Source organism: Flavisolibacter tropicus (assembly GCF_001644645.1).
GTDB classification, from domain to species: domain Bacteria; phylum Bacteroidota; class Bacteroidia; order Chitinophagales; family Chitinophagaceae; genus Flavisolibacter; species Flavisolibacter tropicus.
This window is the reverse complement of the sequence record NZ_CP011390.1, coordinates 549,646-572,577: the sequence shown is the minus strand read 5'-3', so window position 1 is coordinate 572,577 and position 22,932 is coordinate 549,646. Positions and strand designations below refer to the sequence as shown.

Here is a 22,932-nt window from a genome sequence, read left to right as displayed (position 1 = left end):
TTAGAATTTAGATACGTTCAACAATTGCTTTGAAGTCTTTTAAAGACTTTACACTCACCCGCTCACCTTTTTCAATTTTACCAGAAAGCGATTCGGCCTGCCAGATCTCGCCATTAACCTTTACGCTGCCGTTCGGATCAAGGTCTTCAAGAGTAACACCAGTGGCTCCAATAAACCCTTCAATACCTGTAATCGGTCGACGCCTTTGTGCTCGAATACCAGCACCAATGATCAGCAGAAAGAATAGCGCACTTACTATTGTAAAACCAATGATAAGACCGCGTGAGATCTGTAGTAATGAATCTGTTCGAATGAGCATTAAGGAGCCTAGGAATAAGGAAAGAATACCTCCTATGGTTAACAAACCATAGCTCGTCACCTTTATTTCCAATAAGAATAAGATGATACCGAAAATGATCAATGCCAGTCCAGCATAATTAACAGGTAGCGTATTCAATGAGTAAAGCCCTAGAACAAGTCCAATTACGCCTATTATACCTGGAACAATAGCACCTGGACTGTATATTTCAAATAAAAGGCCGTAAAAGCCCAGCATTAACAGGATGTAGGCCAGGTTAGGATCACTAATAATATGGAGCACCTTTTCGGCAAAGCTCATTTCCAGCTCTTCTATTTCACCATTCTTGGTATGAAGTGTTGTTAAGCCTCCAGAAAGTTCAACGGTCTTACCATCTAGCTTTGTTAGTAACTCTCTTGTATTATTGGCTATAAGATCAACAACCTTCAATTGCAAGGCTTCTGTACTGGTTATGGATACGCTATTACTTACGGCTTGTTCTGCCCACTCTTTATTACGCCCTCGTTTTTCTGCAATAATGCGCATAAACGCAAGCGCATCATTCGTTACTTTTTTATTCATAGTAGTATCAGCAATACCACCTTGAGAGCTTACTGGATGCGCCGCTCCAATGTTAGTACCCGGCGCCATAGCCGCAACATGCGCTGCCATGGTAATAAATACACCAGCTGAGCCAGCTTGTGCTCCATTGGGAGAAACATATACCACAACAGGAATGGGTGCATCCAATATATCGCCTACAATAGTACGTGTAGATTTAAGAAGCCCACCAGGCGTATTTAATTTTATAATCAGGCACGCTGCATTGGATTGCTTAGCCTTATGAATACCCCGTTCAATAAAGCTTGCTATAGCTGGGTTAATGGCACCATCGATAGTTATGGATAATACTTTTTGTGCCGGTAGTAACACTGGAAGTGTAATGAATAAGAGAAAATATAAAATGACTCTTATATTCATTCTACTTATTAATTTACCAAAATTTAAGCAGAACTGTATAAGATAGGCATTATATTTTTCCCTTTTAATCAAAGGATTTAAGAAACACAATTGCATGGATAACAGTACACAGTATTACCCACTCATTATTATTGGTGGTGGCCCAATAGGAATAACCTGTGCCTTAGCAGCACAAAAGGCTGGTATAGGCTATTTGATTTTAGAAAAAGGAACATTGGTGAACTCGCTTTTCAATTACCCGGTAAACATGACGTTCTTTTCTACCTCTGAGCGGCTGGAGATTGGTGGAGTACCCTTTGTATCCAACAGTCCCAAGCCAACCAGAAGTGAGGCTTTAGAATATTACCGCAGAGTAACCAAGGATAACCATGTCAAGATCCACTTATTTGAAGAAGTGAAAAGCGTTGAAAAGCACACTGCTCAAAATACAAACAGTGACGTTAGCTATAAAGTAACCACCAATAAACACAACTATATTGCCGACAACATCATCATCGCTACAGGCTTTTATGATATCCCCTACATGCTGAATGTACCTGGTGAGGAACTTCCTAAAGTAAAGCACTACTATGACGATCCCCATTTCTATGCCTTTCAGAAAGTGATTGTTGTAGGTGCCAGCAACTCGGCTGTAGATGCTGCACTGGAAACATGGCGTAAAGGTGCAGAAGTTACCATGATAGTTAGAGGCCCTGAGATTGGCTCTCGTGTAAAATACTGGGTTCGCCCAGATATTGAAAACCGTATTAAGGAAGGATCTATACAAGCGTTTTTCAACGCCTCCATCCATTCAATTAAAGAAAATGAAGTACTTATTAATACACCAGAAGGCATTGTAAGCATTGAAAACGATTGGGTGTTAGCCATGACTGGCTACCAACCTAACCTGCCGTTTTTGAAAAGCCTGGGCATCGAGCTTTCAGAAGACGAAGTATGTAAACCCCATTTTAATGATGACACACACGAATCGAACCAGCCCAACATTTACCTGGCCGGCGTGATCTGTGGCGGCATGAATACACACCGTTTATTTATTGAGAACTCCCGTGAGCATGCGGATAAGATTATTCAGCATATAAAGGAGAAAAGTGTTAAGCCGGGAATCGTTAATCGTTAATCGGGATCCTTAATTGGAATTTGGATATTGGCTTTTCAAACTTCAAATTTCAAAAATCTGTGCTGTATTCACCAATTGATCATATTCATTTAATACCGACGCATTAATAAACAGGGTGTCGCCAATCTTTTTACGCCCATACGCTTCATGAATATGACCGGATATATGCACCTTTGGCTTGATCTCTTTTACCCTTTTCAATAGATCCACATCACCTACGTGCTTCTCACTGTCTAAGACATCTAAAATGCCGTAGGGAGGCCCATGGGTAATCAGAATATCGGTATCCGACGGAATCATCTTCCAGTGTTTATTAATTTCACTTCCTCGCTTACGGTTAAAAGCCCAGTCGTAAAACCAGGGCGTAATTGCAGACCCCCATATGTTAAGGTTTTCAATCGCTACACCTGAATCATTCAAATAGATAACGCCTGTTGGTAGGAGCGATTGCACATCAACGGGTTTAGCTTTTTCAAAAAAGAAATCATGATTGCCAGCAGTGAATATTTTGTATCGATAAGGAAGGCCGGCAAACCAATTCAAGAAGTCAGTTACTTCTACCTCCTCGCCTTTGTAAGAAACATCACCGGCATGTATAATAGCATCGCCCTTTGGTAAGCGCAGACCTTTATGTCTGCCATGGGTATCAGATATGGCAACAAATGTTAGCATACTTGTTTCTTTCAAAGAAGCCACCTCAAAGGGTGGCTTCTTCTTTTAAGATCGTCTTACTTCCTTTCCTTCTGTACTGGTATTTCGATTACTGTCCTGATCTTGCTGACGTGTTGCTGGTTGTGAGCGCTGTCCACCCGTTTGCTCTCTGCCATGGTTAGACTTTTGCACTTTCTCTTGTCCAACAAATGGTTGATTACTTTGATTACTGGAACCTCTGCCAGAGCTTCCCTTTTTATTATTATCACCTCTTCCTGGCATAGTATACTATTTTTGATGTTTACAAAAGTTTATATCTTTTTCTTTACAGTTATTATGCCATTATATTTCTAATCCAATGTCGTTCTTCATTACTAAACCCTATCGTTTTTTTATTGCATCTCTCCTTCTTTCTTCAAGCGCTTTGGCACAATCGTCAGATACCGCCCAAGAAGTACAACTTTCAGAAGTGCGCGTAAAAGCATATGAGCAAAACCGCAAGCTTCGTGATGTACCGGCTAGTATAGGTTATGTTGGAAAAATAACTTTAGAGCAGTTTGGAACAGCATCTGTTGTGAATGCGGTAAATACAGTTCCGGGAGTCCGCATGGAAGAACGATCCCCCGGAAGCTATCGCTTTAATATCCGTGGCAGTTCATTACGGGCACCCTTTGGCGTTAGAAATATCAAAGTGTATTACAACGACATTCCCTATACCGATCCGGGCGGTCAAACCTACCTGAACCAGTTGGGCTACTACAACTTCAACTCGATTGAAATTATTAAAGGCCCTAGCAGCAGCCTATACGGCGCGGGTACAGGCGGTGCCTTGTTGATTAATAGTTTAAGTGATCATGAGTCTTCAGGAGCTACAGCTGAATACACCGCAGGTAGTTACCAGCTTCATAATATTTATGCTGCAGTTACCACGAGTACTGACAAATGGACTAGCAAACTGAGTTACCAACATCAACAAAATGAAGGCTACCGCAAGCATAGCGCCTTACGACGCGATGTATTGAGCTGGAGCAGTGCCGTTAGTATTGATAGCAACCGCCATTTGCAGGCCAGTGTTCTTTATGGAGACTTAGAGTATGAAACACCGGGCGGACTCACGCTTGCAGAATACAAAGCCAATCCCCGGCAGGCAAGACCGGGCAATGCTGTTTTTCCTGGCGCAGAACAGGCTCAAGCTGGCGTACATCAACGAACATTTCTGGCAGGTGTTTCCTACGAGCAAATGGTAACACAAACGGTCCAAAACAAAACCACGCTTTACGGCGCTTACTCACAGCTACGTAATCCAACAATTCAGAACTTTTCACGTACGGCAGAGCCGCATTTTGGAGGTCGCACCCTATTTAAATGGATGCATCCATTATCCTTTGGTTCCCTGGTTGTTGATGCCGGTGCCGAGTGGCAACAAGGTTGGATGACCTATTCGATCCACGATAATCGTCAAGGACAACCAGATACTTTACGATCCTATAATGAAGTGGACAACCGGCAATCAATGATTTTCACGCAGGCATCGCTCAACATTCATAACTGGCTGCTAACAGCAGGAGTAAGCACCAACCAGCGTGTGGTTCATTTCCGTGTATTTGATCCTTCTCCCTGGCCTGAGCAAACTAAGAAGTTCAATAATGAACTGGCACCACGGATCGCTTTAATGAGAAAGTGGAACAAGATAACAGCCTACACCAGTGCATCAAAGGGCTTTTCTCCTCCTACTACCGAGGAACTTTTTCCTACAGGTGGGGAGATCAATCTGGGACTAAATGCAGAAGATGGAACAAACTACGACATCGGTTTAAGAGGTCAATTCAAACAACTGTCTTTTGACATCAACACTTTTTACTTTTCCCTGAAAAACACCATTGTACAACGTCGTACAGCTGGTGGCGGCAGTTACTTTATCAATGCTGGTAAAACAGATCAGCATGGCGCCGAAGCACAGGTAAACTATTCCTTATTTCACCATTCCTCTTTTTTCAAAAGAAGTTTAGCCTATCTAAGCTATACCTGGCACGACTTCCATTATAAAGACTTCAAGCAAGTAGATAACGATTTCTCCAACAACCAATTGCCAGGCGTGCCGCCACATACCATCAGCAGTGGAATTGACCTGGCGGCCAACAATGGGTTGCTGGCTAGTATCTCCTATTATTTTAATGCGCGCATACCATTAAACGATGCCAATACAGCATTTGCAGACGATTTTCACCTGGTTGGGTTAAAGGTGGGATATCAAAACAAGCTAGGTAAAAGCTGGCCATTTAAACTGGTAGTGGGAGTTGATAATCTTTTGGATGTAACCTATAGTTTAGGCAATGATGTAAACGCCTTTGGAGGCCGTTATTACAACGCAGCACCGGGCCGCAACTATTATGTATCACTTCAATTTCAATGGCTGAAATAGTAGACCTTTTTTTTAAAACAACTCTTACCTAAAGTGACATCATATTAACTTGTGAGGCCTTCGTGTTCTAGCCCCCATAAGTTATAAGATATGCGGGGATGACTACCGGCTTTACGCGCCATTTCAGAAGAAAGCAAGGTCATGCGTTCAATAGTTCGGTTGTTTTTTAACAACCCTGCATCCAGCACCCGGAATGGCAGTAGCTTTAACAGTTCGATAATGGTTTTACGTGCTGCTTCACTTTGGGAGGTTACAAAAACATCACTTTTGATACCTTGTAAAACAGGTGCATCAAACACCACCCAAAACGTGTTTTTAAAAGCTCCAACCACTACACTTTCCGGAATCACTTTTTGCAGTTCTTCTGCCGAAGATGTATCATAAGACGTGGTGAAGTCCGAAAAATCTTCATTGAAAGGATTAGTAATATCAATGACTATTTTTCCTTTCAGTTGTTCTTTATGTGCTATTGCCCAAGGGATCAGATCGCGGAACCAAAATGTTGGAATGATTACATCGGCTTTCAAAGCTTCATCCATATCAACTGCCGTACAGTTAAGCTTTAATTCACTTAGTACATCCTGTGCACGTTGCTGGTCCCTGCTACTAAATAAAACATCCTGCGGATAAGCCTGATAAAATGTCTTTACTAACCCTTTACCCATGCGGCCAGTTCCTAAAATGGCTATTATCATTTCTTTTTATTGCGTTTTGGTTTACAAATAGAACAGCTTGTATTCTATTAGGAAGATGGAAAGGTTCAAAGGTATTTACGATAAATTTGTCTGAAGTATTGGCATTTGCCATTCATTTATTCATATGAGACATACTGATGCACCTTTGAAGGCCGATTTTGATCCTGAACTGGAAATAGATCATAAGGCTGCTATTTTATTGCATAAACGATCCAGAGATTTAGATACTGGTTGGCATACCCATAGTAAAGCTCAGCTACTCTATGCAGAAGATGGTCTAACCCGTCTTTATACTGCCCAGGGAAGCTTTTTATTGCCTTCAGGCCATTGTGCTTGGATTCCATCCCGTATGGTGCATGCGGTTACATCTTCGTCCCCACAGCTTTTTTTACGTACGCTGTATTTTACCATTGAGCCGCACCTAACGCACTCTTTCTACACACAGTTAAATGTTTTCCAGGTAAGTACTTTATTACGAGAGATGATTGTGTATACAGAGAGATGGGCACAATCCATTCAAAGTAGTGAAGAAGAAACTAGTTTCTTGCACACCTTAAAACTGATCCTGCCCGACTTACAAGGCACCGCTCTGGGCCTACGTTTACCAACGTCAGAACATCCTAAAGTAAAGGCATGCATTAACTATATTTTGGACAACCTCTCTGAAAAAATAACTGTTGAAGACATGGCTAAGAGAATGTATGTTTCTACCCGCACTATTTCTCGGCTTTTCCAGCAAGAGTTAGATATGTCGTTTTCCAGCTTCTTAAAAATAGCCCGCATTATTAAGGCGCTGGAATGGCTCAATGAACCAGGAGCTAATGTTTCTGAAACGGCCTACAAAGTGGGCTACGATAGCGTACCGAGCTTTAGCAATAGCTTTTTTGAAATAGTAGGTTCAAGACCACAGTCTTTTTTACAAAACAATTTTAAACAGCGATAACATCACCGCATAATCACTGTTCCCAGCGTCTTTGTGATCTCCATCTCCTGTTGCTTCAGGAATTGATGCGTTAATATCAGGTTGTTGAATTGCGAAGCATCCGCCGTTTGCATATCAGCCTGGTTTTGCATCAACAGCTTTTTGATCTTTCGCAGTTTTAAATAATTCACTGCAGAAATCACTTCTTCATTGGTAGTATCTTTCTGCGTCAGCAGGAAACTGGAAAGCCGCTCTTTACCATCCTTACTAATGCTATACATAAAACTTTTATAGTCCTGCTGATAAAGTGTTTTTTGAAAACCATTGCTGTTTGACTCATCTTTCCAGTGATTGCTTTGCTCGTGGGGGAAAGAAAGCAGCGATACGGCAAAGGTGCTTAGCTCTTTATCCTCGCTATATACAAACTGGCTCTTATCTACTTCATTAAACTGATGAAACAAGTTTTTATAGGTATGTAAGAACTTTAAAACCGTACCGCTTTGAAACAACTCCTCTTCTGGTAGCTCAGACAATATATAGCCGGCAATATTGTGTTCACTATCCCATGGCTTCTTACCATGCTCCAATAATACCCGTACTATTTCTTTTTCTTGCAGTTCTTCTTTATAAAGAAGTTCAAAAGTCTGGTCGTCAAAGTTTACCGTTGTGCCTTCATTAGCTACTTCTTCATGATGCTTGGCTTCATCAAAGGGCAGCTTTTGCTCCTGAAGAGCAATACGGTTGCGGATAAACTTATTGACCAAGGCTGTAAAGCCCGACTCCTCAACTTTCAGTAATTGGGCCGATTGGCGAATGTATTCCTGCTGCTTGGTAAAATCTTCGGCCTTGTCAATCTTGGCAATAGTTTCCGCAATCTGGTTTACCAGCTCAGACTTCTTAGCCGCATCATTCCCTACATCTTTTAAAGAAAGCTCCAGCTTAAAAAGTACAAAGTCTTTTTTATTCTCTTGTATGAAGGCTTTAAAAGCCGTAGCACCTACTTTTTGTAAATAACTATCCGGGTCTTCTTTATCCGGTACCAGCACTAGTTTTACGTTTAGGCCCTCTTCCAGCGCCATATCCAATCCGCGCAGTGCCGCCTTTACGCCCGCGGCATCACCATCATACACAATGGTCAGGTTCTTGGTGTACTTCTTTATCAAGCGCAATTGATCTAGCGTCAACGATGTACCACCACTGGCCACTACGTTTTCAATGCCACCCTGGTGTAAGGATAAAACATCGGTATATCCTTCTACAAGCAAGCATTCATCATTTTTATCAATAGCCTGGCGGGCAAAGTAATTACCATAAAGGATCTTACTCTTTATGTACAGTTCATTCTCCGGCGTATTGATATACTTTGGTGCCTTATCATTGCTCTTGATCAGGCGGGCCCCAAAGCCAATGATCTTGCCGCTGTTGTTATGTATAGGAAAAACGATCCGGTCGCGGTAATTATCTACCAGTTGGTCGTTGCGGTTCGCCACCAACCCGGTTTTCAATAAAAGGTCTTTATTGTAATGGTTGGCCAGCGCCTCTTTGGTAAAAACATCGCGCTTATCAGGCGCATAACCCAGGCCAAACTTTCGTATGGTGGCTTCTGTAAATCCACGTTGCTGAATATACGGTAAGCCAATACTTTGGCCTTCTTCCGATTCAAATAGTTGTTTGTCGTAAAACTTCTGTGCAAACTGGTTAATAATGTAAAGGCTCTCCGCTACCTGCTGCTGCTGTATGGCTTCAGGAGAAACGCCCGTTTCTTCAATTTCAATATTATAGCGTTTGGCCAACCATTTTAACGCTTCGGCATAGGAGAACTTCTCCAACTCCATTAGGAATGAGATAGAGTTGCCGCTCTTGCCACAGCCAAAGCACTTAAAGATCTCTTTAGAAGGTGAAACGGTAAAAGATGGCGTACGCTCATTATGGAAAGGACAAAGCCCCAGGTAGTTAGCCCCTCGCTTTTTCAGCTTAACAAATCCGCCTACAACGTCTAGAACATCAATTCGGGAAAGGATTTGTTGTATGGTATTTTGAGAAATCACAGCAGGCAAATATAGCTCAAGGAATAGCAAATGCAGAGATATGGGCACTAAGAAATAGAAAGAATAGGTCTAATATGAGTAACTGATTACAATAAAGTCAAAGAATATAGTAATCTTCCACGTTCTTACCTCTAATCTTCCAAACTCCTAATTCCCAATTCCTTACCCCACGGTCTACCTCCAATGCTAATCCTCTATGCCCTTATAGTAACGCTTCCCCACCATTCCCCGCTTTGCCCGCTCTAGAATAGTGCGGAGCAACAAACCTGGCTACACCCTTTCGTTAGTATGGACTGTTGATTCTTACTTTCTCCCAATTGAGTATACGCTATCCGGATTTAATTGTTTAAGAAATTCGAAGTATAACAATAGGATCATAACCTTCCGTATTTTCTACTAACCGCAAAGGAACTATCACAGTTTAATGAAAGATCTTGAGGCTAATTCCTAAAATATTCAACCTATTGTAATAACCGATCATATAGTGGAGTGTTTCTGTGTGTTAACCTTCTGCCCTTTAGAGGTTGGGGCGTGCGTTAGCCTACTCACCACTGACCACTCACCATTCACGAGCCAGGCTTCAGCCGCGCTGCCCTGCCTAACCTAAGGGTCTCTTGTACCTCTCCTGTACCTAGTCTGTACCTCTTCTGTACCTCTTCTGTAGGTAAGTCCGTACCAACTGCACAGATAAAGCCCTCTACCTGCACTACACATTCACTACTCCTCCTACTTTCCTCCTATACCCCTCCCATTATAGTCCACTACGGACCTAATGACCAATGACTTACTGACTACTGACTAATGTCTTTCCTTCCGTGGACTGTCGACTGTTGACCGTGGACTGCTTTCTCAGCTCGTATTACACTTCACCCACATGTGTCTAAATAAAGAGGAGAATAGACTTTGAAAGCGGAATTTAGCTGGGTAAATTTGCTAAAATACTTAGTATTTAAAATCATCACTAATCACCCGTCCCATGGCAAAACAAGTAGGCCCGATCTTCATTACCGGTACCATCGATGGCATCATTTTCTATAAGTTAGGCAATACGTATTACCTGCGCTCCAAGGGGGATTATAAGAGTGCTAAGAGGATGCGCAAAGATCCTAACCTCAAGCGCACGATGGCCAATGCTGATCAGTTTGGTATAGCCTCTAAAATTGTCAAATACCCCTACTACCGTAATCTACCGAAGGAGGTACGGAAGTTTGGCCTCTTTGCCAAGTTAACCGGCATGGTAAAACGTTGGCTGCAGGAAGGCAAGTCTAAGGAAGAAGCCAAGGAAGCATTGATCGAGTATATGCAGACACTGATACCAAAGAACCCAACAGAAGCAACAACTACTGTAAGAGAAACGTTACCGGTATTACCACCGAAGCCTATGCCAGCACCTATGGCCACAAAACCGAAACCCGCAGTAACAAAACCAGCTTCTTTTGCTAAGCAGTCCCGCTATCTATCTAATTGGAAGGTCAAGCGCAATGGGCGGTTGCATATACCTAAATCAGCCATAACATTGTCATCCATACAGCCTGTTGTTCCAAGTATTACGCAACCGCTTAAAGAATAGCCATAAAGAACAGGATAAACATAAATTCTTTTGTAGCTACGGCTAGGCTGAACGGTTACCTTGCTCCTCAGCAAGAATAAAACGTGTAAACAGAGAATTCTTTAAGTCAGGATTTGCTAAATCCGGACAGCAATCGTTTATTGTTTTAAAGAACACTACGAAGAACTTGAGGGGATATACAGCGCCTGCCGTATTTCCCACCTACCTGAGCTTCTGCCACCTACAGCTATACCTACCTTCTCTGTGCTCCCAGTTTCTTGTTCTTTGTCACTTCTCCCAATTCCTAATCCCTAATTCCCAATTCCTTCCTCCTTGTTAACCTGTCAAACCACACCATCACCTAACCCTCCTCCCTTCCCCTGTGCCCCTCCCTGTCTTTGTGCCTCCGTGGTTCAAATGTTCCGCGCCTTGGCGCGCCCTGCGTGAGATCTATCTCAAATATCAAACTTCAAATCTCAAATCAATAATCCTGTTAATCCTACTAATCCCAATCCGCGACCCCTTACTTATCGGCCCTACACCCGATATTTTGAATTATCGGCTATAAACCCGATATTCGCATATGACCAGTATTATTACCGGTGATATTATCAACTCCCGGAAACTGAAAAATCCTACTACATGGCTCACGCCGCTGAAGGAGGTTTTTCAAGAATATGGCAAGACCCCAAAAGTGTGGGAAGTGTTTAGAGGAGACAGTTTTCAAATAGAGATCAAGAAGCCGGAAACAGCCCTTTTATGCGCCCTGAAAATAAAAGCTTGTATCAAATCAATTAAAGAGCTGGATGTGCGCATGGCCATTGGCATTGGCCCAAAAGATCATGCGGCCTCTAAAATTACCGAATCGAATGGCGAAGCTTTTATTTATTCAGGCGAAACATTTGAGAATCTTAAAAAGTGGAAAAAGAACCTGGCCATTAAATCACCCTGGGCAGAACTGGATTCGGAGTTGAACCTGATGCTCACGCTGGCCTCCATCGGTATGGACCGGTGGACACCTATAGCAGCCGAACTAATGTTTATGACGTTAAAACACAGGCACCTGTCACAAAAAGAGCTGGCGGAGAAAATCGGCCGCCCGCAATCCTCCATAAGCGAAGGCCAGAAGCGAGCCCATTACAATGAAATAATGGAACTGGAAGCTTATTACCACAACAAAATTGGACAACAACCTTACTAACCATGGCATTACTCCTGCAACTATTCCTGGCACATCTGATAGGCGATTTCTTTTTACAACCCACTTCCTGGATTCATAACAAGGAAGCTAAAAAATGGACATCCCCGTATTTATACGGGCATGCCGTGCTGCACTTAGCACTCCTTATTCTATTCACAGGCCTTTCCTACGCCACCAACAGCAGCTCCTTATTTTATTTTTGGAAGCCAGCCTTGCTGATTACCGTTTTGCATCTATTGATTGATGGTATGAAGCTACAGTTTCAACGTAGCCATACTAAAAGAACCTGGTTCTTTATTGATCAAGGCCTGCATGTAGTTGTATTGTTTGCGGTTTGGGCTTACTTCCAACGTATTCATGTTGACCTGTCGGTACTGATGCAGGTAAACATATTGGCACCTATAACGGCTATTCTTTTCCTGTTAAAGCCAACGTCCTTTATCATTAAAATAGCCATATCCAAATGGACACCAAGCCCCATGGCATTCACACCTGGTGGCGGCTCGCTGGAAAATGCCGGTGAACTGATTGGTATACTGGAGCGCCTCTTGATCCTTACGTTTGTACTGCTAGGCAAATGGGAAGGCGTCGGCTTTTTACTGGCAGCGAAGTCTGTTTTCCGGTTTGGTGATTTAAAAGAAGCCGCGGAAATGAAACTCACGGAGTACGTATTGATCGGTACCTTGTTAAGCTTTGGTATTGCCACAGCAACGGCGCTGATTACGTTAAGGTTAATGGCGTAAACTTTAGGAAACGGTTTTTATAATTCATAGAACGCTATGAAGAGCTTGAGTAATAATGAAGAATCTCAAACACTTCCATTATAAATTGGATCGCTATCAAACATACTATACGCTATCATGCTGAACTTGATCCTGTGTTTGTTGAAGTAAGTATCTGCTCTCGCTTAACAAGAAAGTACCATTATATGGGAGGCGCTCGTCTTAAAGACCAACTACCAAAAATTTAGTACAGTAGCCAAAGCACTAAAAATTGTAATTATAACTTAAGTTAACCGTAACATCATTCTGTGCTTCCCTGTTATTCATAGTCCTGTACATGGTAACAGCTGACAGGTTTAGCAAATGCTTCTTCTTATACGAATAGCCGCCATTAACCCGCAATAAGGCTACTTGCCCTTGAACAGCTTCAAGGTTGTGTGTAATGTTATAAGAGACCGAAGCCCCTGTTTGTACTTTCTTTTCAAACAATTGTTTATTGGCCATAAGCGTTGGACCAGCAGTAATCATTTGAGTAGTTCCAATGGTATTGTATGTCATATTGAGAGCCCTTGATAAAGTATATGCTTTTTTTACATTGGTACGGCTATAAGTACTCGCCAGGTTATAAAATTGCGAGTTATTGCCTTTTGTAATAATGCCCCCTTGTTTGTCAAACGCATCCTGGAAACTCAGGTTTACATTGAGGTTCTGAGGCAACTGCGGATCCCTGCCCAATACATAGTTAATATTAACATTGGCATTCTGGCTCAATTGCATAAAGTTCAGCGTATCTAGATTATCATAAGGCGTAAGCTGGTTAATGTATTGAAACTGGGGCTTTACATTGGTAAAGGTCTGGAAGTTGGAATAACTGGCTGTAGTCGTTAGCTTTTCAGAAGCATTATAATTGACATTGACGGCCCCGACACTGGCGCAAGGTACTGTCAAGAAAACCAAATTATTCAGGCACTAATTTTTAATACCTTTGTTTTCTTAAAGAAGACATCTGCCGATACTTCGATGGCTGTCTATCTTGTTTAGCCCAGGCGTTTGCCCGGGCTAATTTTTTGTCCCTTGCCCAACCAATGCCACCGAAGGCGCTGCGGCTGTATCGCCTAATGCTGGCCCCGGTATCTTATCGATAAAAGCTTCGTTGTTTTTCCAAAGTGCATAGATGATCATAAGCAGTTTTTTCTGTACCGCTGTATACGCTTTCATTTTCAGCTTACTTCTTTCATACACCCTTTGATAGAGGTTTTTAAAAACACCCACTTCATATTTAATCATATTAAAAGCCGGAAAATGCAAGCACCTCCGGATCCGGCTATTGCCCTTCTTGGATATTTTTGTTTTACCTACCCGCTTACCGGAGTCGTTGGCCACTACATCATAGCCTGCATAACTGACCAGTTGCCCCGCACTTTCAAAAGCCGCAAAACCATTGGTCTCTGCTACAATTACGGCCAGGCTTTGGCAGCCCAGTCCTTTGATGCTCCCGATCTTTTCAAATTTTTGTTTTAAGGCCGGATCAGCATCGATAAGTGCCTGCACTTTTGTTTTAAGTGACGCTTTGTTCTTTTTTAGAACCACTAGTTGCTTTTGCAGCATCTTCTCCAGGTCTTTATCGCGGAACATGCCATGCTGCAGGGCGTGCAACTGATTGGACAGCGCGATGGCTTGCTCGGTAAGGTTTTGAATCTGCCGGGTCACCAATCGCAGCCGGTAAATGTTGGCCGATAAGGGTTGCCACCGGCTGCACTGTTGTTCGCAGGCCATTTGGGCAAGGCCTTTGGCATCAATACGATCGGTTTTTGATTTCAGGCCCAGCGACTCTTTATATTTCCGGGCTTTGTTGGGAAGCACAACGGAGAGATCGTATGCTTTGGTGTGCAGGTACCAGGCCAGCTGCTCATAATAGACCCCCGTTGCTTCCATTAAATAAACCGTCGGCAAAGGGAGCTTCTTGTGTTTCGTACACCAGGCATCGAAACGATCAAACCCTGTTTTGTCATTACTAAAACTGCTGCGTGCTTGAATGATAACGTGCTGCTGGCGGTCAATTACACTTAAACAAACATCAAAGCTGTCCATGGCCATGTCTATACCAATACCATACTTCAATAAATCCATACCTGAATTTGAAAAATGAATACGCAGCAACGTTTTCTTTAGTAGCCTTCTCTCATATTTTATACAAGGTTAGCAGCTCTGTAAGGCGGCTACCTTTAAGTACTGTTCAGGCTTTAAAAGAAAAAGCAATTAAGGGAGGCCTTGCGCTCAACATAGCGATGCTTGTTTAGTATGCGTACTGGTTACTTAATTGCTTTGTTGCTATAATGAAAAATAATCTTTTGCAATGATATGAGTATGCAGCCTGGCCCTTGCCGCGCTGCGTACTTGTGCCGCGCTGTAAGACGCTACGTAACGGTTACTACTTGCGGCTCTAAGAGAGTAACCTCTATCAAACCTTTCAACCCAAAGTAATTCCGGGCACTGCTGTACAACCAGTCTTCTTCCTTTTCCACAAAACCAGCCGCTACCGGGTTGCGGTGAATATAGTTCAACTTTTGGTACAACCGATGGGCATCCCGCAACTCAATAGGCCGGTTGTCCTGCCGCCAAAGCTGAAACCCGCGGTTGTTGGAATTCTGGCTTCCGGCCTGCTGCAGCAGCTGCAGCATCCACTCTTTCCGGCTTTCGCCCGGGTGTTGCTGAATGGCTTTATGCAGCTGCTCGGAGGTATGCCGCTTTAAATCGCGCATGATGTTCGCCATGGGTTCTTTCTGAGAGCCGATGATCAGGTGCACGTGCGAGGTCATAATGCAGTAGGCATACAACTCCAGGCCTTTATGCTCCCTGCAGTACTGAAAGCTTTTCAGCAGGATGTCTTTGTATTCGGTGCGGATAAACAAATCGATCCAGTCCACCACGGCAAAAGAGACAAAATAGAGCTGGTCGTTGTCCCGGAACTTGTACTTACGGCTCATCGGGTAAAACTAATAACAACAAGGCATAAGCGCAAATAGCGGACAGGTCTATGAATATGACAATAGGAATGCATCGCGGAGCGTCTGGCGCAAGTATGCCGCCGGGCTTTGGCGCTTAGGGTATTTTTACGCCGTTGTTGGTGTTCCTCCCAGCCCTTGTGCGCTTGCTGCACCAACAACCGAAAATAAAGAAAGACTGTTTATGAAAATGGTATCTTGGCAGATGCTACCATGCCTGACTTAATTCCGCAATCCGCTCCCACTGGCACACGTATGTCGCCGAGCCCTTGCCGCGCTGCCTACTTGTGCCACACCGTAAGAACATATGTAACCCCTATAATCAAAAACTGGAGAATGGTCTTTTACAGCATTCACTATAATTGAGTTCACGTTGCCTGAGTGTTTAATGAGAAGAACAATGCGAATAGCCCTCAGCCTGCCTGATCAGGCTAATACGTTTCCGTATAAGAGCTACAATTTATGGCCTTTATGAGCAGCCACTAACCTGAGCCGTAGTAAGCTGAAGAATATACACTTTAAACCCCGCAAAAACAAATCTTGTTTTTTAATATTTGCGCTCTAATTTTATAAGCAGAACCGTCCGTATAGAGAGATCCGCACCTGCGAAAATGGAAAGAGTACGAATTATTCATTCCTTAACCTCTAAATTTCCTTCCATGGTTCAGACAGACATCTCACAGTTAAATGCCGAAACAGCAGACTGGCGGCAAATATTAAGAAACTATCGCGACGAATTTTCTGAATGCAAACGATTACTTCAAGACAATTGTAAACAACCGCTAAGCAGAGACCAACTTCAAGACGTCGAACACTTCCACAACCAGTTCCACATTCAGTTGATCAACATTCACGACGTAAAACAAGAAATCAAAAATCACGAGCGTAAAGTACAGTACGAACTATCCAAAAGCGATACCTTAACCGATCAAACGTACGAAGACCATGAACGTTTATTGAATGAGTTCCTAAGCCTGGAAAATATGTTGCAGGAGGTCAGAGGTTCATTCAATAATTTCATTAATGCAACCAATTGTTGATATAGTTTACTAACCCATTACTACCTAAACACGCCGTATGGCTTCACCCTTATTACCTCACCATTAAACCATTAGATATGGCCTCCGAATTTGATACTGCCCATGTCAAGAATATCGTCTTGCTTGGGCATGCCGGTTCTGGCAAAACATCACTGGCCGAATGCATGCTCTTTGAAGCTGGCCTCATTAACCGAAAGGGATCCATACCCGAGAAAAACACAGTAAGCGACTACCACCCTCTCGAACAAGAACGCAGCAACTCTATCTTCTCCTCTCTTCTTCACACACGCTGGCGCGGTTACAAAATCAACATCATCGATACTCCCGGATATAGCGACTTCGTAGGCGAAGTACTGGCCGCCTTACGTGTAGCCGATACGGGCGTCATGCTGTTGGATGCCGCCGAAGGTGTAGAAGTGGGCACAGACATCATTTGGGAATATACCGAGCAGTTTAAAACGCCCATGATCTTTGCCATCAACAAGCTGGATCATGATAAGGCCGATTTTGATAAAACCCTGCGCGAAGCCAAAGAACATTTTGGTAATAAAGTAACTGTAGTACAATATCCACGTCAACAAGGAGCCGGCTTTCACGAGATCATAGATGTTCTGCGAATGACTATGTATAAATTCAAAGACATAGGTGGCAAGCCGGAAAAACTACCTATACCTGACGATGAAAAAGAAAGAGCCGACAAACTGCACCGCGAATTGGTAGAGGCCGTTGCCAGCAACGACGAGGCTTTAATGGAAAAATACTTTGATAAAGGTGAATTGGATGAAGATGAAATGAAAGATGGCCTAAAAAAGGCCATGATCAATCACGACCTGTTTCCCTTGTTTTGTTTAAGTACAGAACGCAACATGGGTAGTGGCCGTTTAATGGGCTTTATAGACAATGTTTGCCCCTCTGCTAACGAACGCCCTGCCGAGCAGCCAATGAGCGGCAAGGCGCTTAAATGTGATGCTGAGGGGCCTACATGCTTATTTGTTTACAAAACAGTTTCAGAACCGCATGTAGGAGACCTTTCTTTCTTTAAAGTATTTAGTGGTACTGTAAAATCCGGCGCCGAATTGGTCAATGAAACCAATGGGGTATCGGAAAAACTGAACCAGCTATTTCTCATTGAAGGCAATAAACGCGTCAATGTTAATGAACTCACTGCCGGCGATATCGGTGCTACGCTAAAATTGCGCAACACCCATGTGAACAATACACTACACGCCCGGGGACAAAACGTAGACTTAAAGCCTATCAACTTCCCGCCGCCAAACATGACAGTGGCTATTGAAGCTACACAAAAAGGCGATGAAGAAAAGCTGGCACAGGCACTACACCAACTGAGGGAAGAAGATCCAACACTGTTGGTGGAAGTATCTCCGGAGCTAAAGCAAACCTTATTGCATTGCCAGGGCGATATGCACTTGGCTGTTGCCCGGTGGAAGATTGAGAACGTGCATAAAATGCAGGTGAAGTTCAACAAACCTCGCATTCCTTACAGGGAAACCATACGTAAGGCAGCAGATGCGACCTATCGCCACAAAAAACAAAGTGGTGGTGCCGGCCAGTTTGGAGAAGTATCTATGCGCATAGAACCTTATTATGAAGGCATGCCCGAACCCCACGGTTTAACAGTACGAGGACGCGAAACCATCGACCTGCCTTGGGGTGGTAAGTTGGTTTATTATAACTGTATTGTCGGTGGTGCTATTGATGCCCGTTTTCTTCCATCCATCTTAAAAGGTGTAATGGAAAAAATGCAGGAAGGTCCTATTACGGGTTCTTATGTGAGAGACGTGCGCGTTTCTGTATTTGATGGCAAAATGCACCCAGTTGACTCTAATGATATTTCTTTCAAGATAGCGGGTATTATGGCCTTTAAAGATGCCTTCCAGCATGCCGATCCGCAGGTATTAGAGCCTGTAAACCAGGTAATGGTTCTATGCCCAGAGGATCTAACAGGTGCTGTTATTGGCGAATTGCAAAGCCGGCGTGCCCTTGTAGAAGGCATGGATACTGAAGGTAATTTTCAAAAGATAACCGCCAAAGTGCCGCTAGCAGAATTACATGAATTCTCTTCTACCCTGCGCTCGCTAACACAGGGCAGGGCTAAGTTTTCCATGCATTTCGATAGCTACGCACCGCTATCATTCGAGATGCAGAAGAAGCTGGCACAGGAACATAGCAAGGAAGAAGCGCTTACTATGGCCTAGGTAAAAAGCAGTAACCATCGATAAAAAAAGGCATTTTAACGGCCATTTTTGTGAAAAAGGCTAATGCATACTTGATAAAATGATTTTTATGAGTAATTTGATGTTAGAATCATACCATTAAAAACCATTTAAATCTTTGTCCTATGCATGCCTATTTCCGTAACCACCAGTTATACCTTGCTGAAAAGTGCAATTGGATGGATCGTCAGGTTGAAAAAACAAGCAAGAGAGCGTTGATGAAAATCGAGAGCTACAAATTGATCGCTCAGGCCGAAGATTATGAGCAGACGCAACTGGTAAAAAAATTGGTGCAGGATTCTCTTTTTACTAGTATTAACAATAGAGTCCTGTTACAAAAAGAAGGCTTTTACCAATCCAATCTGAATAATTAATATTCATCGGGTTAATGGCTACTATTCAGGTAGTCTTATAAAGAGACCAAGAGCAACGATTTGTTGCTCTTTTTTTATATCTAACATTACCAAGGTAATAAACACCCAGGCGGTTAAATGTTCCCGAATTAAAGTTCTTTACTTCCAGCCTGCACTTTCGCAAATCGATAAATAAAAGACAAACTAAAACGCCGTATTACTGATATGGATTGCTGCAGTTGATAAAATGAAAGACCACTAATTTCGGTATAAGAACGACGATACTGCTGAAAAGGATTGCTAACAGATAAACCAACATTCATTCGTTTATCTTTTAAAAAGCTCCTGTTGATAGCAACACTGTTTGCTATAAAACTTGCCGTACGCCCTTGGACCAGAATGTTAGGCGAGCTATAACTCATATTAATACCGGCTCGCCAATTCTTCTGTCTGATATTGAAAGAACCTGAGATTGAATAAATTAGCCCTTCATTCAATTGCATTTTCTCCATTATCCTGCTCATGAATTGCATATAATTGCTTGATACGCCTATATTAATATTTAGCTTTCTAAACAGCACGGTATTACCGTTAATTGAAAGATTGTAGCTTTTGTTTTTCCCAATGTTGCCAAACGTAGTATGAGAAATAGAGTCATGATATAGTACAGTAATTTGCTGAATAGAGTTAGTAGTGAATTGGTGGGCAGCATTAATATTTATAAATACCTTTTTAAGAATCGCATTATACGTTAGGTTGAACACATGGCCTAAAGCCGGTTGCAGATTTGGATTACCATAGCTGATATTGTAAGGATCTGATACGTTTATGTAGGGGTCCAAATAAAAAAGATCAGGTCTTTGTATGCGCTGTGCGTAAGATAACTTTAGCATACTTAGACCTTTAAGTTGTCGAGTTATAATAATACTGGGTAGCAGGTTAAAGTATTGCTGTTTAGTACTTGTTCTGGAAGTAATAAACCGGGCTTTAACACTGGCATTTTCCATTCTGACACCTGCTCTTATTCCCCATTTTTTAGCATTCAGATTTAATGTTGAATAGGTAGCAAAAATGGCTTCCTGGTAGTTATAATTATTGCTCTGGCTTGTATCTATTACAAAAACATTAGTTCCTGTATTCTTATCTAAATAAGAATAATCGCTACTATTATCACGTGTAATAAAGCTAGCGCCTAGTTCTAGTGAATGTTGCTTTATAGCTAAACGGAGATCTGTTTGAACCGAATGCTCATTAAATCGATCATCATTATTGGTTATACTTTCCCGGTCTTTGAAATTAACAATTGGATACAGAAGTAAGTTGGTTTTGCTATTTGCCTTGCTCTTACTACGGCGATAGGACAATATAAATTGTTGCGCTTCATTTTTTCGAAAGTCATGCTCAAATTCAATAGCCAAATCATTTCCAGTTGATTCATTGCTCCCTTCATTTGAAATGTTATACGCCTGCGTCAGCGTATTAGATGCATCGAGCAGATGAGCCTGCTGCAAATAACTGCTTAGCCCACTACTGCTGTAACTGCTATAACTTGCTGTAATCAAGTTGAAAGGATTCAATTTCCAGTTAAGTTCACTACCCCAGTTATTCAATTTACTACCATTGCTATTTGCACCCTGTTGCTCCAGCTGGTTTTGCGGAATAGCATCTTTCCGGTAATAGTAGCTCATATTTGCTGGATTTGTGTTTGTAGTATACCCAATGTGTCCTGCAATGCTAAAACGTTCTTTAGTCATTGTAATATTCCCATTAGCCATTAAACCTTTAGGGTTTGTAGCCCTCAGATTCAGTCCGCCATTATAGCCAAGAATACTTTTTTTGTAGGTGATAATATTTATAATCCCACCCAAACCTTCCGCCTCATAGCGTGATGAAGGCGTTGTAATTACCTCGATTGTTTTTATTATACTGGCAGGCATGCTGTTAAATACCATGCTTGGGTTATTTACAAAAGAGAGGTTGGCTTTCCATTAATTAGTACGCGGAAATTATTGTTGCCATTTATGTAAAGGTTATCGTCTGCATCAAGTGCTAACATGGGTATTTTCCGGAGTATATCCAAAATTGAGGCAGTACTGCTTTCCAGGTCAGCATCTACATTGTAAATTAACTTATCAAAGCTTTGTTCAATAATTGGCTTCTTAGTTGTCACTTGTACTTCTTTTAAGAGCTTAGCTAGTGAAGGAAGTGGAATTACCCCCAAATCGGAAGGGATTGAGTTAATATTTCGTGTAACCGTTTTGTAGCCTATAAAAGAAAAGGTAACCAGGTATTGCTGCTGAGTAAATAAGTTTATTTCAAAGAAACCGCTGTCATTGGAAAGGGTACTTAAAAAAGTGCTGCTTCTTTCTGTTTCGCTGACAGCAACCGATACTTGGCTTAATGGGATTCCAGATGCAGAGTCAACAACTTTTCCAACAATGGTTTTTGGATGAGGCCTGGTAATTGGATCTTGAGCAAAAGAAAAGTAGAAAGCAAAGCAGTATAGAAATAGTAAGAGGATTTGATTTGCTTTCTTCATAACATCAATAGGATATGTCAAAAGAAGGAAGGTCTAGCTTGGATTACATTACCGTATTTCAAAGTTGCAAGAATCATTAGCCAGTACTTACAGTTTTAACTGAAAACACTGGCTAATAACAACCATACGCTATCTACAATTAGAGATGAGTATATTAGTTATGGAAAAAAGACGTCAAATCAACATCCTTGCCACTTAAAGAAAGTACAACTCTGTTTATAAGCACATTGCTGACTTGTGATGTCCAACCACTCCCTCCTTTACTTTTACAACCACCGGTTATTTGTGCGCAAAGGTTTTGAACCAGCACATTACCATTTGTCACTGCCAATTGCACTTTTCCACTTGATACAGTTATTGTTTGCCCTGGAATCGATTTAACACTCTGGCCGCCATTAAAACATTCTGAATTAGCTGTGGCCGTAATGATCAGCTGCGCATCTACTGTTGTTAATTTAGAAGATATACCTGTTATTAAAGCATTTTGGCAACACAATACGAAGAAGGTATTTCCGCCAACAGTTTGATACCCACCTGTTATTACTACTTCATCTTCGTGCCCGGGATTAATTTTCTGTGCATGAATAGAATTAAAACTAAATAAAGCTGCCAACGCAAATACGCTGCTTAAAACAATTTTTTTCATATTTGATAGTTTAAGGTTAATTGGAAATAATGCGCTATAAACACTGCCTACTTTAGTGTCAAAAATTGGAAATCCGTATAGTAGTAGTTACAACTTATCAGCAAATAATATCCAGTGCCGGCTTTTGCGGCATAAAAAAAGAAAAGCCTGCGTCTGAAGTAAAGGAAGCGCTTAGCTTATAAACTGTTTAGAAGGAGTAAAGGAATGGATGTTCAAAGCTTGTAGGCTTGAATGGTTGCACCAGGTTAATCAATAGAGAAATGGAATAGTAAAGTATATCGTACAGGTGGAGAATGTTCCTGCAAAAGAATAATAGAACAAATGGCTTTATTTAATACAGCAGTTACTGCTCTCGGGTAATGCCACAATTTCAATATACACATATAAGTTGTTTGGTTTCAACAATCAGGTTTCAATAGCATAGAGGTAGTTGACATCTAAAACAGGAAGCAATAAAAAATATCCGATGCTATTACTTATGACCAAGAACTAATCTTATTCAAAGGGAG

20 protein-coding genes are annotated in these 22,932 nt (G+C 42.0%); 9 read left to right on the top strand and 11 right to left on the bottom strand.

Features of this window, described 5'->3' with window-relative positions:
• Nucleotides 1-7: 7 nt before the first annotated feature.
• Entirely contained in the window at nucleotides 8-1,279 is a 1,272-nt protein-coding gene (locus SY85_RS02320; RefSeq protein ID WP_066409266.1) for an NfeD family protein, read from the bottom strand.
• Between the two features lie 94 nt (nucleotides 1,280-1,373).
• Between SY85_RS02320 and SY85_RS02315 the strand changes: the two genes are divergently transcribed.
• Entirely contained in the window at nucleotides 1,374-2,396 is a 1,023-nt protein-coding gene (locus SY85_RS02315) for a YpdA family putative bacillithiol disulfide reductase (RefSeq protein ID WP_066401613.1), read from the top strand.
• 42 nt (nucleotides 2,397-2,438) lie between these two features.
• Here SY85_RS02315 and SY85_RS02310 read toward each other — a convergent pair whose 3' ends face one another.
• Together SY85_RS02310 and SY85_RS02305 are read right to left on the bottom strand one after the other, a co-directional pair.
• A complete protein-coding gene (locus SY85_RS02310; protein WP_066409263.1) occupies nucleotides 2,439-3,068 on the bottom strand; it encodes a metallophosphatase domain-containing protein in 630 nt (209 codons plus the stop codon).
• A 45-nt stretch (nucleotides 3,069-3,113) separates the two neighbouring features.
• Nucleotides 3,114-3,329, bottom strand: a complete 216-nt coding sequence (locus SY85_RS02305) for a hypothetical protein (RefSeq protein WP_066401612.1) — start codon at nucleotides 3,327-3,329, stop codon at nucleotides 3,114-3,116.
• A 76-nt stretch (nucleotides 3,330-3,405) separates the two neighbouring features.
• On the opposite strand from SY85_RS02305, the gene SY85_RS02300 reads away from it, so the two are divergent.
• Nucleotides 3,406-5,469: a TonB-dependent receptor family protein gene (locus tag SY85_RS02300; RefSeq protein WP_066401611.1), complete on the top strand. Its 2,064-nt coding sequence runs from the start codon at nucleotides 3,406-3,408 to the stop codon at nucleotides 5,467-5,469.
• A gap of 44 nt (nucleotides 5,470-5,513) precedes the next feature.
• Here SY85_RS02300 and SY85_RS02295 read toward each other — a convergent pair whose 3' ends face one another.
• Nucleotides 5,514-6,164 carry an NADPH-dependent F420 reductase gene (locus SY85_RS02295; protein ID WP_066401610.1) on the bottom strand — a complete coding sequence of 217 codons (651 nt, stop codon included), beginning with the start codon at nucleotides 6,162-6,164 and terminating at the stop codon, nucleotides 5,514-5,516.
• A 124-nt stretch (nucleotides 6,165-6,288) separates the two neighbouring features.
• Between SY85_RS02295 and SY85_RS02290 the strand changes: the two genes are divergently transcribed.
• Nucleotides 6,289-7,107, top strand: a complete 819-nt coding sequence (locus SY85_RS02290) for an AraC family transcriptional regulator (RefSeq protein WP_066401609.1) — start codon at nucleotides 6,289-6,291, stop codon at nucleotides 7,105-7,107.
• 2 nt (nucleotides 7,108-7,109) lie between these two features.
• Here SY85_RS02290 and dnaG read toward each other — a convergent pair whose 3' ends face one another.
• The gene (gene dnaG / locus SY85_RS02285; protein ID WP_066409260.1) at nucleotides 7,110-9,134 is read right to left on the bottom strand and encodes a DNA primase; all 2,025 of its coding nucleotides are present in this window, start codon (nucleotides 9,132-9,134) and stop codon (nucleotides 7,110-7,112) included.
• Nucleotides 9,135-10,110: 976 nt separating this feature from the next.
• Here dnaG and SY85_RS02280 point away from each other — a divergent pair.
• The 3 genes from SY85_RS02280 to SY85_RS02270 all read left to right on the top strand — a co-directional run bounded on the left by SY85_RS02280 (nucleotide 10,111) and on the right by SY85_RS02270 (nucleotide 12,627).
• Nucleotides 10,111-10,704: a hypothetical protein gene (locus SY85_RS02280; RefSeq protein ID WP_066401608.1), complete on the top strand. Its 594-nt coding sequence runs from the start codon at nucleotides 10,111-10,113 to the stop codon at nucleotides 10,702-10,704.
• 562 nt (nucleotides 10,705-11,266) lie between these two features.
• On the top strand, nucleotides 11,267-11,884 hold the full coding sequence (locus tag SY85_RS02275; RefSeq protein ID WP_066401607.1) for a transcriptional regulator: 618 nt from the start codon (nucleotides 11,267-11,269) through the stop codon (nucleotides 11,882-11,884).
• Between the two features lie 2 nt (nucleotides 11,885-11,886).
• Complete coding sequence (locus SY85_RS02270; protein WP_066401606.1) at nucleotides 11,887-12,627, top strand: DUF3307 domain-containing protein; 741 nt, start codon at nucleotides 11,887-11,889, stop codon at nucleotides 12,625-12,627.
• A gap of 243 nt (nucleotides 12,628-12,870) precedes the next feature.
• Here SY85_RS02270 and SY85_RS02265 read toward each other — a convergent pair whose 3' ends face one another.
• The 3 genes from SY85_RS02265 to SY85_RS02255 form a co-directional block, all read right to left on the bottom strand.
• On the bottom strand, nucleotides 12,871-13,554 hold the full coding sequence (locus SY85_RS02265; protein WP_066401605.1) for a hypothetical protein: 684 nt from the start codon (nucleotides 13,552-13,554) through the stop codon (nucleotides 12,871-12,873).
• A gap of 111 nt (nucleotides 13,555-13,665) precedes the next feature.
• Nucleotides 13,666-14,736 (bottom strand): IS110 family RNA-guided transposase, encoded by a 1,071-nt coding sequence (locus SY85_RS02260; RefSeq protein WP_066401363.1) that lies wholly within the window; start codon nucleotides 14,734-14,736, stop codon nucleotides 13,666-13,668.
• A 287-nt stretch (nucleotides 14,737-15,023) separates the two neighbouring features.
• A complete protein-coding gene (locus SY85_RS02255) occupies nucleotides 15,024-15,593 on the bottom strand; it encodes an REP-associated tyrosine transposase (RefSeq protein WP_066401604.1) in 570 nt (189 codons plus the stop codon).
• A 677-nt stretch (nucleotides 15,594-16,270) separates the two neighbouring features.
• Between SY85_RS02255 and SY85_RS02250 the strand changes: the two genes are divergently transcribed.
• The 3 genes from SY85_RS02250 to SY85_RS02240 all read left to right on the top strand — a co-directional run bounded on the left by SY85_RS02250 (nucleotide 16,271) and on the right by SY85_RS02240 (nucleotide 19,259).
• Nucleotides 16,271-16,651 (top strand): hypothetical protein, encoded by a 381-nt coding sequence (locus tag SY85_RS02250; protein WP_066401603.1) that lies wholly within the window; start codon nucleotides 16,271-16,273, stop codon nucleotides 16,649-16,651.
• Between the two features lie 77 nt (nucleotides 16,652-16,728).
• Nucleotides 16,729-18,867: an elongation factor G gene (locus tag SY85_RS02245; RefSeq protein ID WP_066401602.1), complete on the top strand. Its 2,139-nt coding sequence runs from the start codon at nucleotides 16,729-16,731 to the stop codon at nucleotides 18,865-18,867.
• Nucleotides 18,868-19,010: 143 nt separating this feature from the next.
• Nucleotides 19,011-19,259: a hypothetical protein gene (locus tag SY85_RS02240; RefSeq protein WP_066401601.1), complete on the top strand. Its 249-nt coding sequence runs from the start codon at nucleotides 19,011-19,013 to the stop codon at nucleotides 19,257-19,259.
• A gap of 128 nt (nucleotides 19,260-19,387) precedes the next feature.
• Here SY85_RS02240 and SY85_RS02235 read toward each other — a convergent pair whose 3' ends face one another.
• The 3 genes from SY85_RS02235 to SY85_RS02225 all read right to left on the bottom strand — a co-directional run bounded on the left by SY85_RS02235 (nucleotide 19,388) and on the right by SY85_RS02225 (nucleotide 22,423).
• Nucleotides 19,388-21,190: an outer membrane beta-barrel family protein gene (locus SY85_RS02235; protein WP_066401600.1), complete on the bottom strand. Its 1,803-nt coding sequence runs from the start codon at nucleotides 21,188-21,190 to the stop codon at nucleotides 19,388-19,390.
• Nucleotides 21,191-21,201: 11 nt separating this feature from the next.
• A complete protein-coding gene (locus SY85_RS02230) occupies nucleotides 21,202-21,777 on the bottom strand; it encodes a carboxypeptidase regulatory-like domain-containing protein (RefSeq protein ID WP_066401599.1) in 576 nt (191 codons plus the stop codon).
• A 154-nt stretch (nucleotides 21,778-21,931) separates the two neighbouring features.
• A complete protein-coding gene (locus tag SY85_RS02225; RefSeq protein ID WP_066401598.1) occupies nucleotides 21,932-22,423 on the bottom strand; it encodes a hypothetical protein in 492 nt (163 codons plus the stop codon).
• Nucleotides 22,424-22,932: the final 509 nt, after the last annotated feature.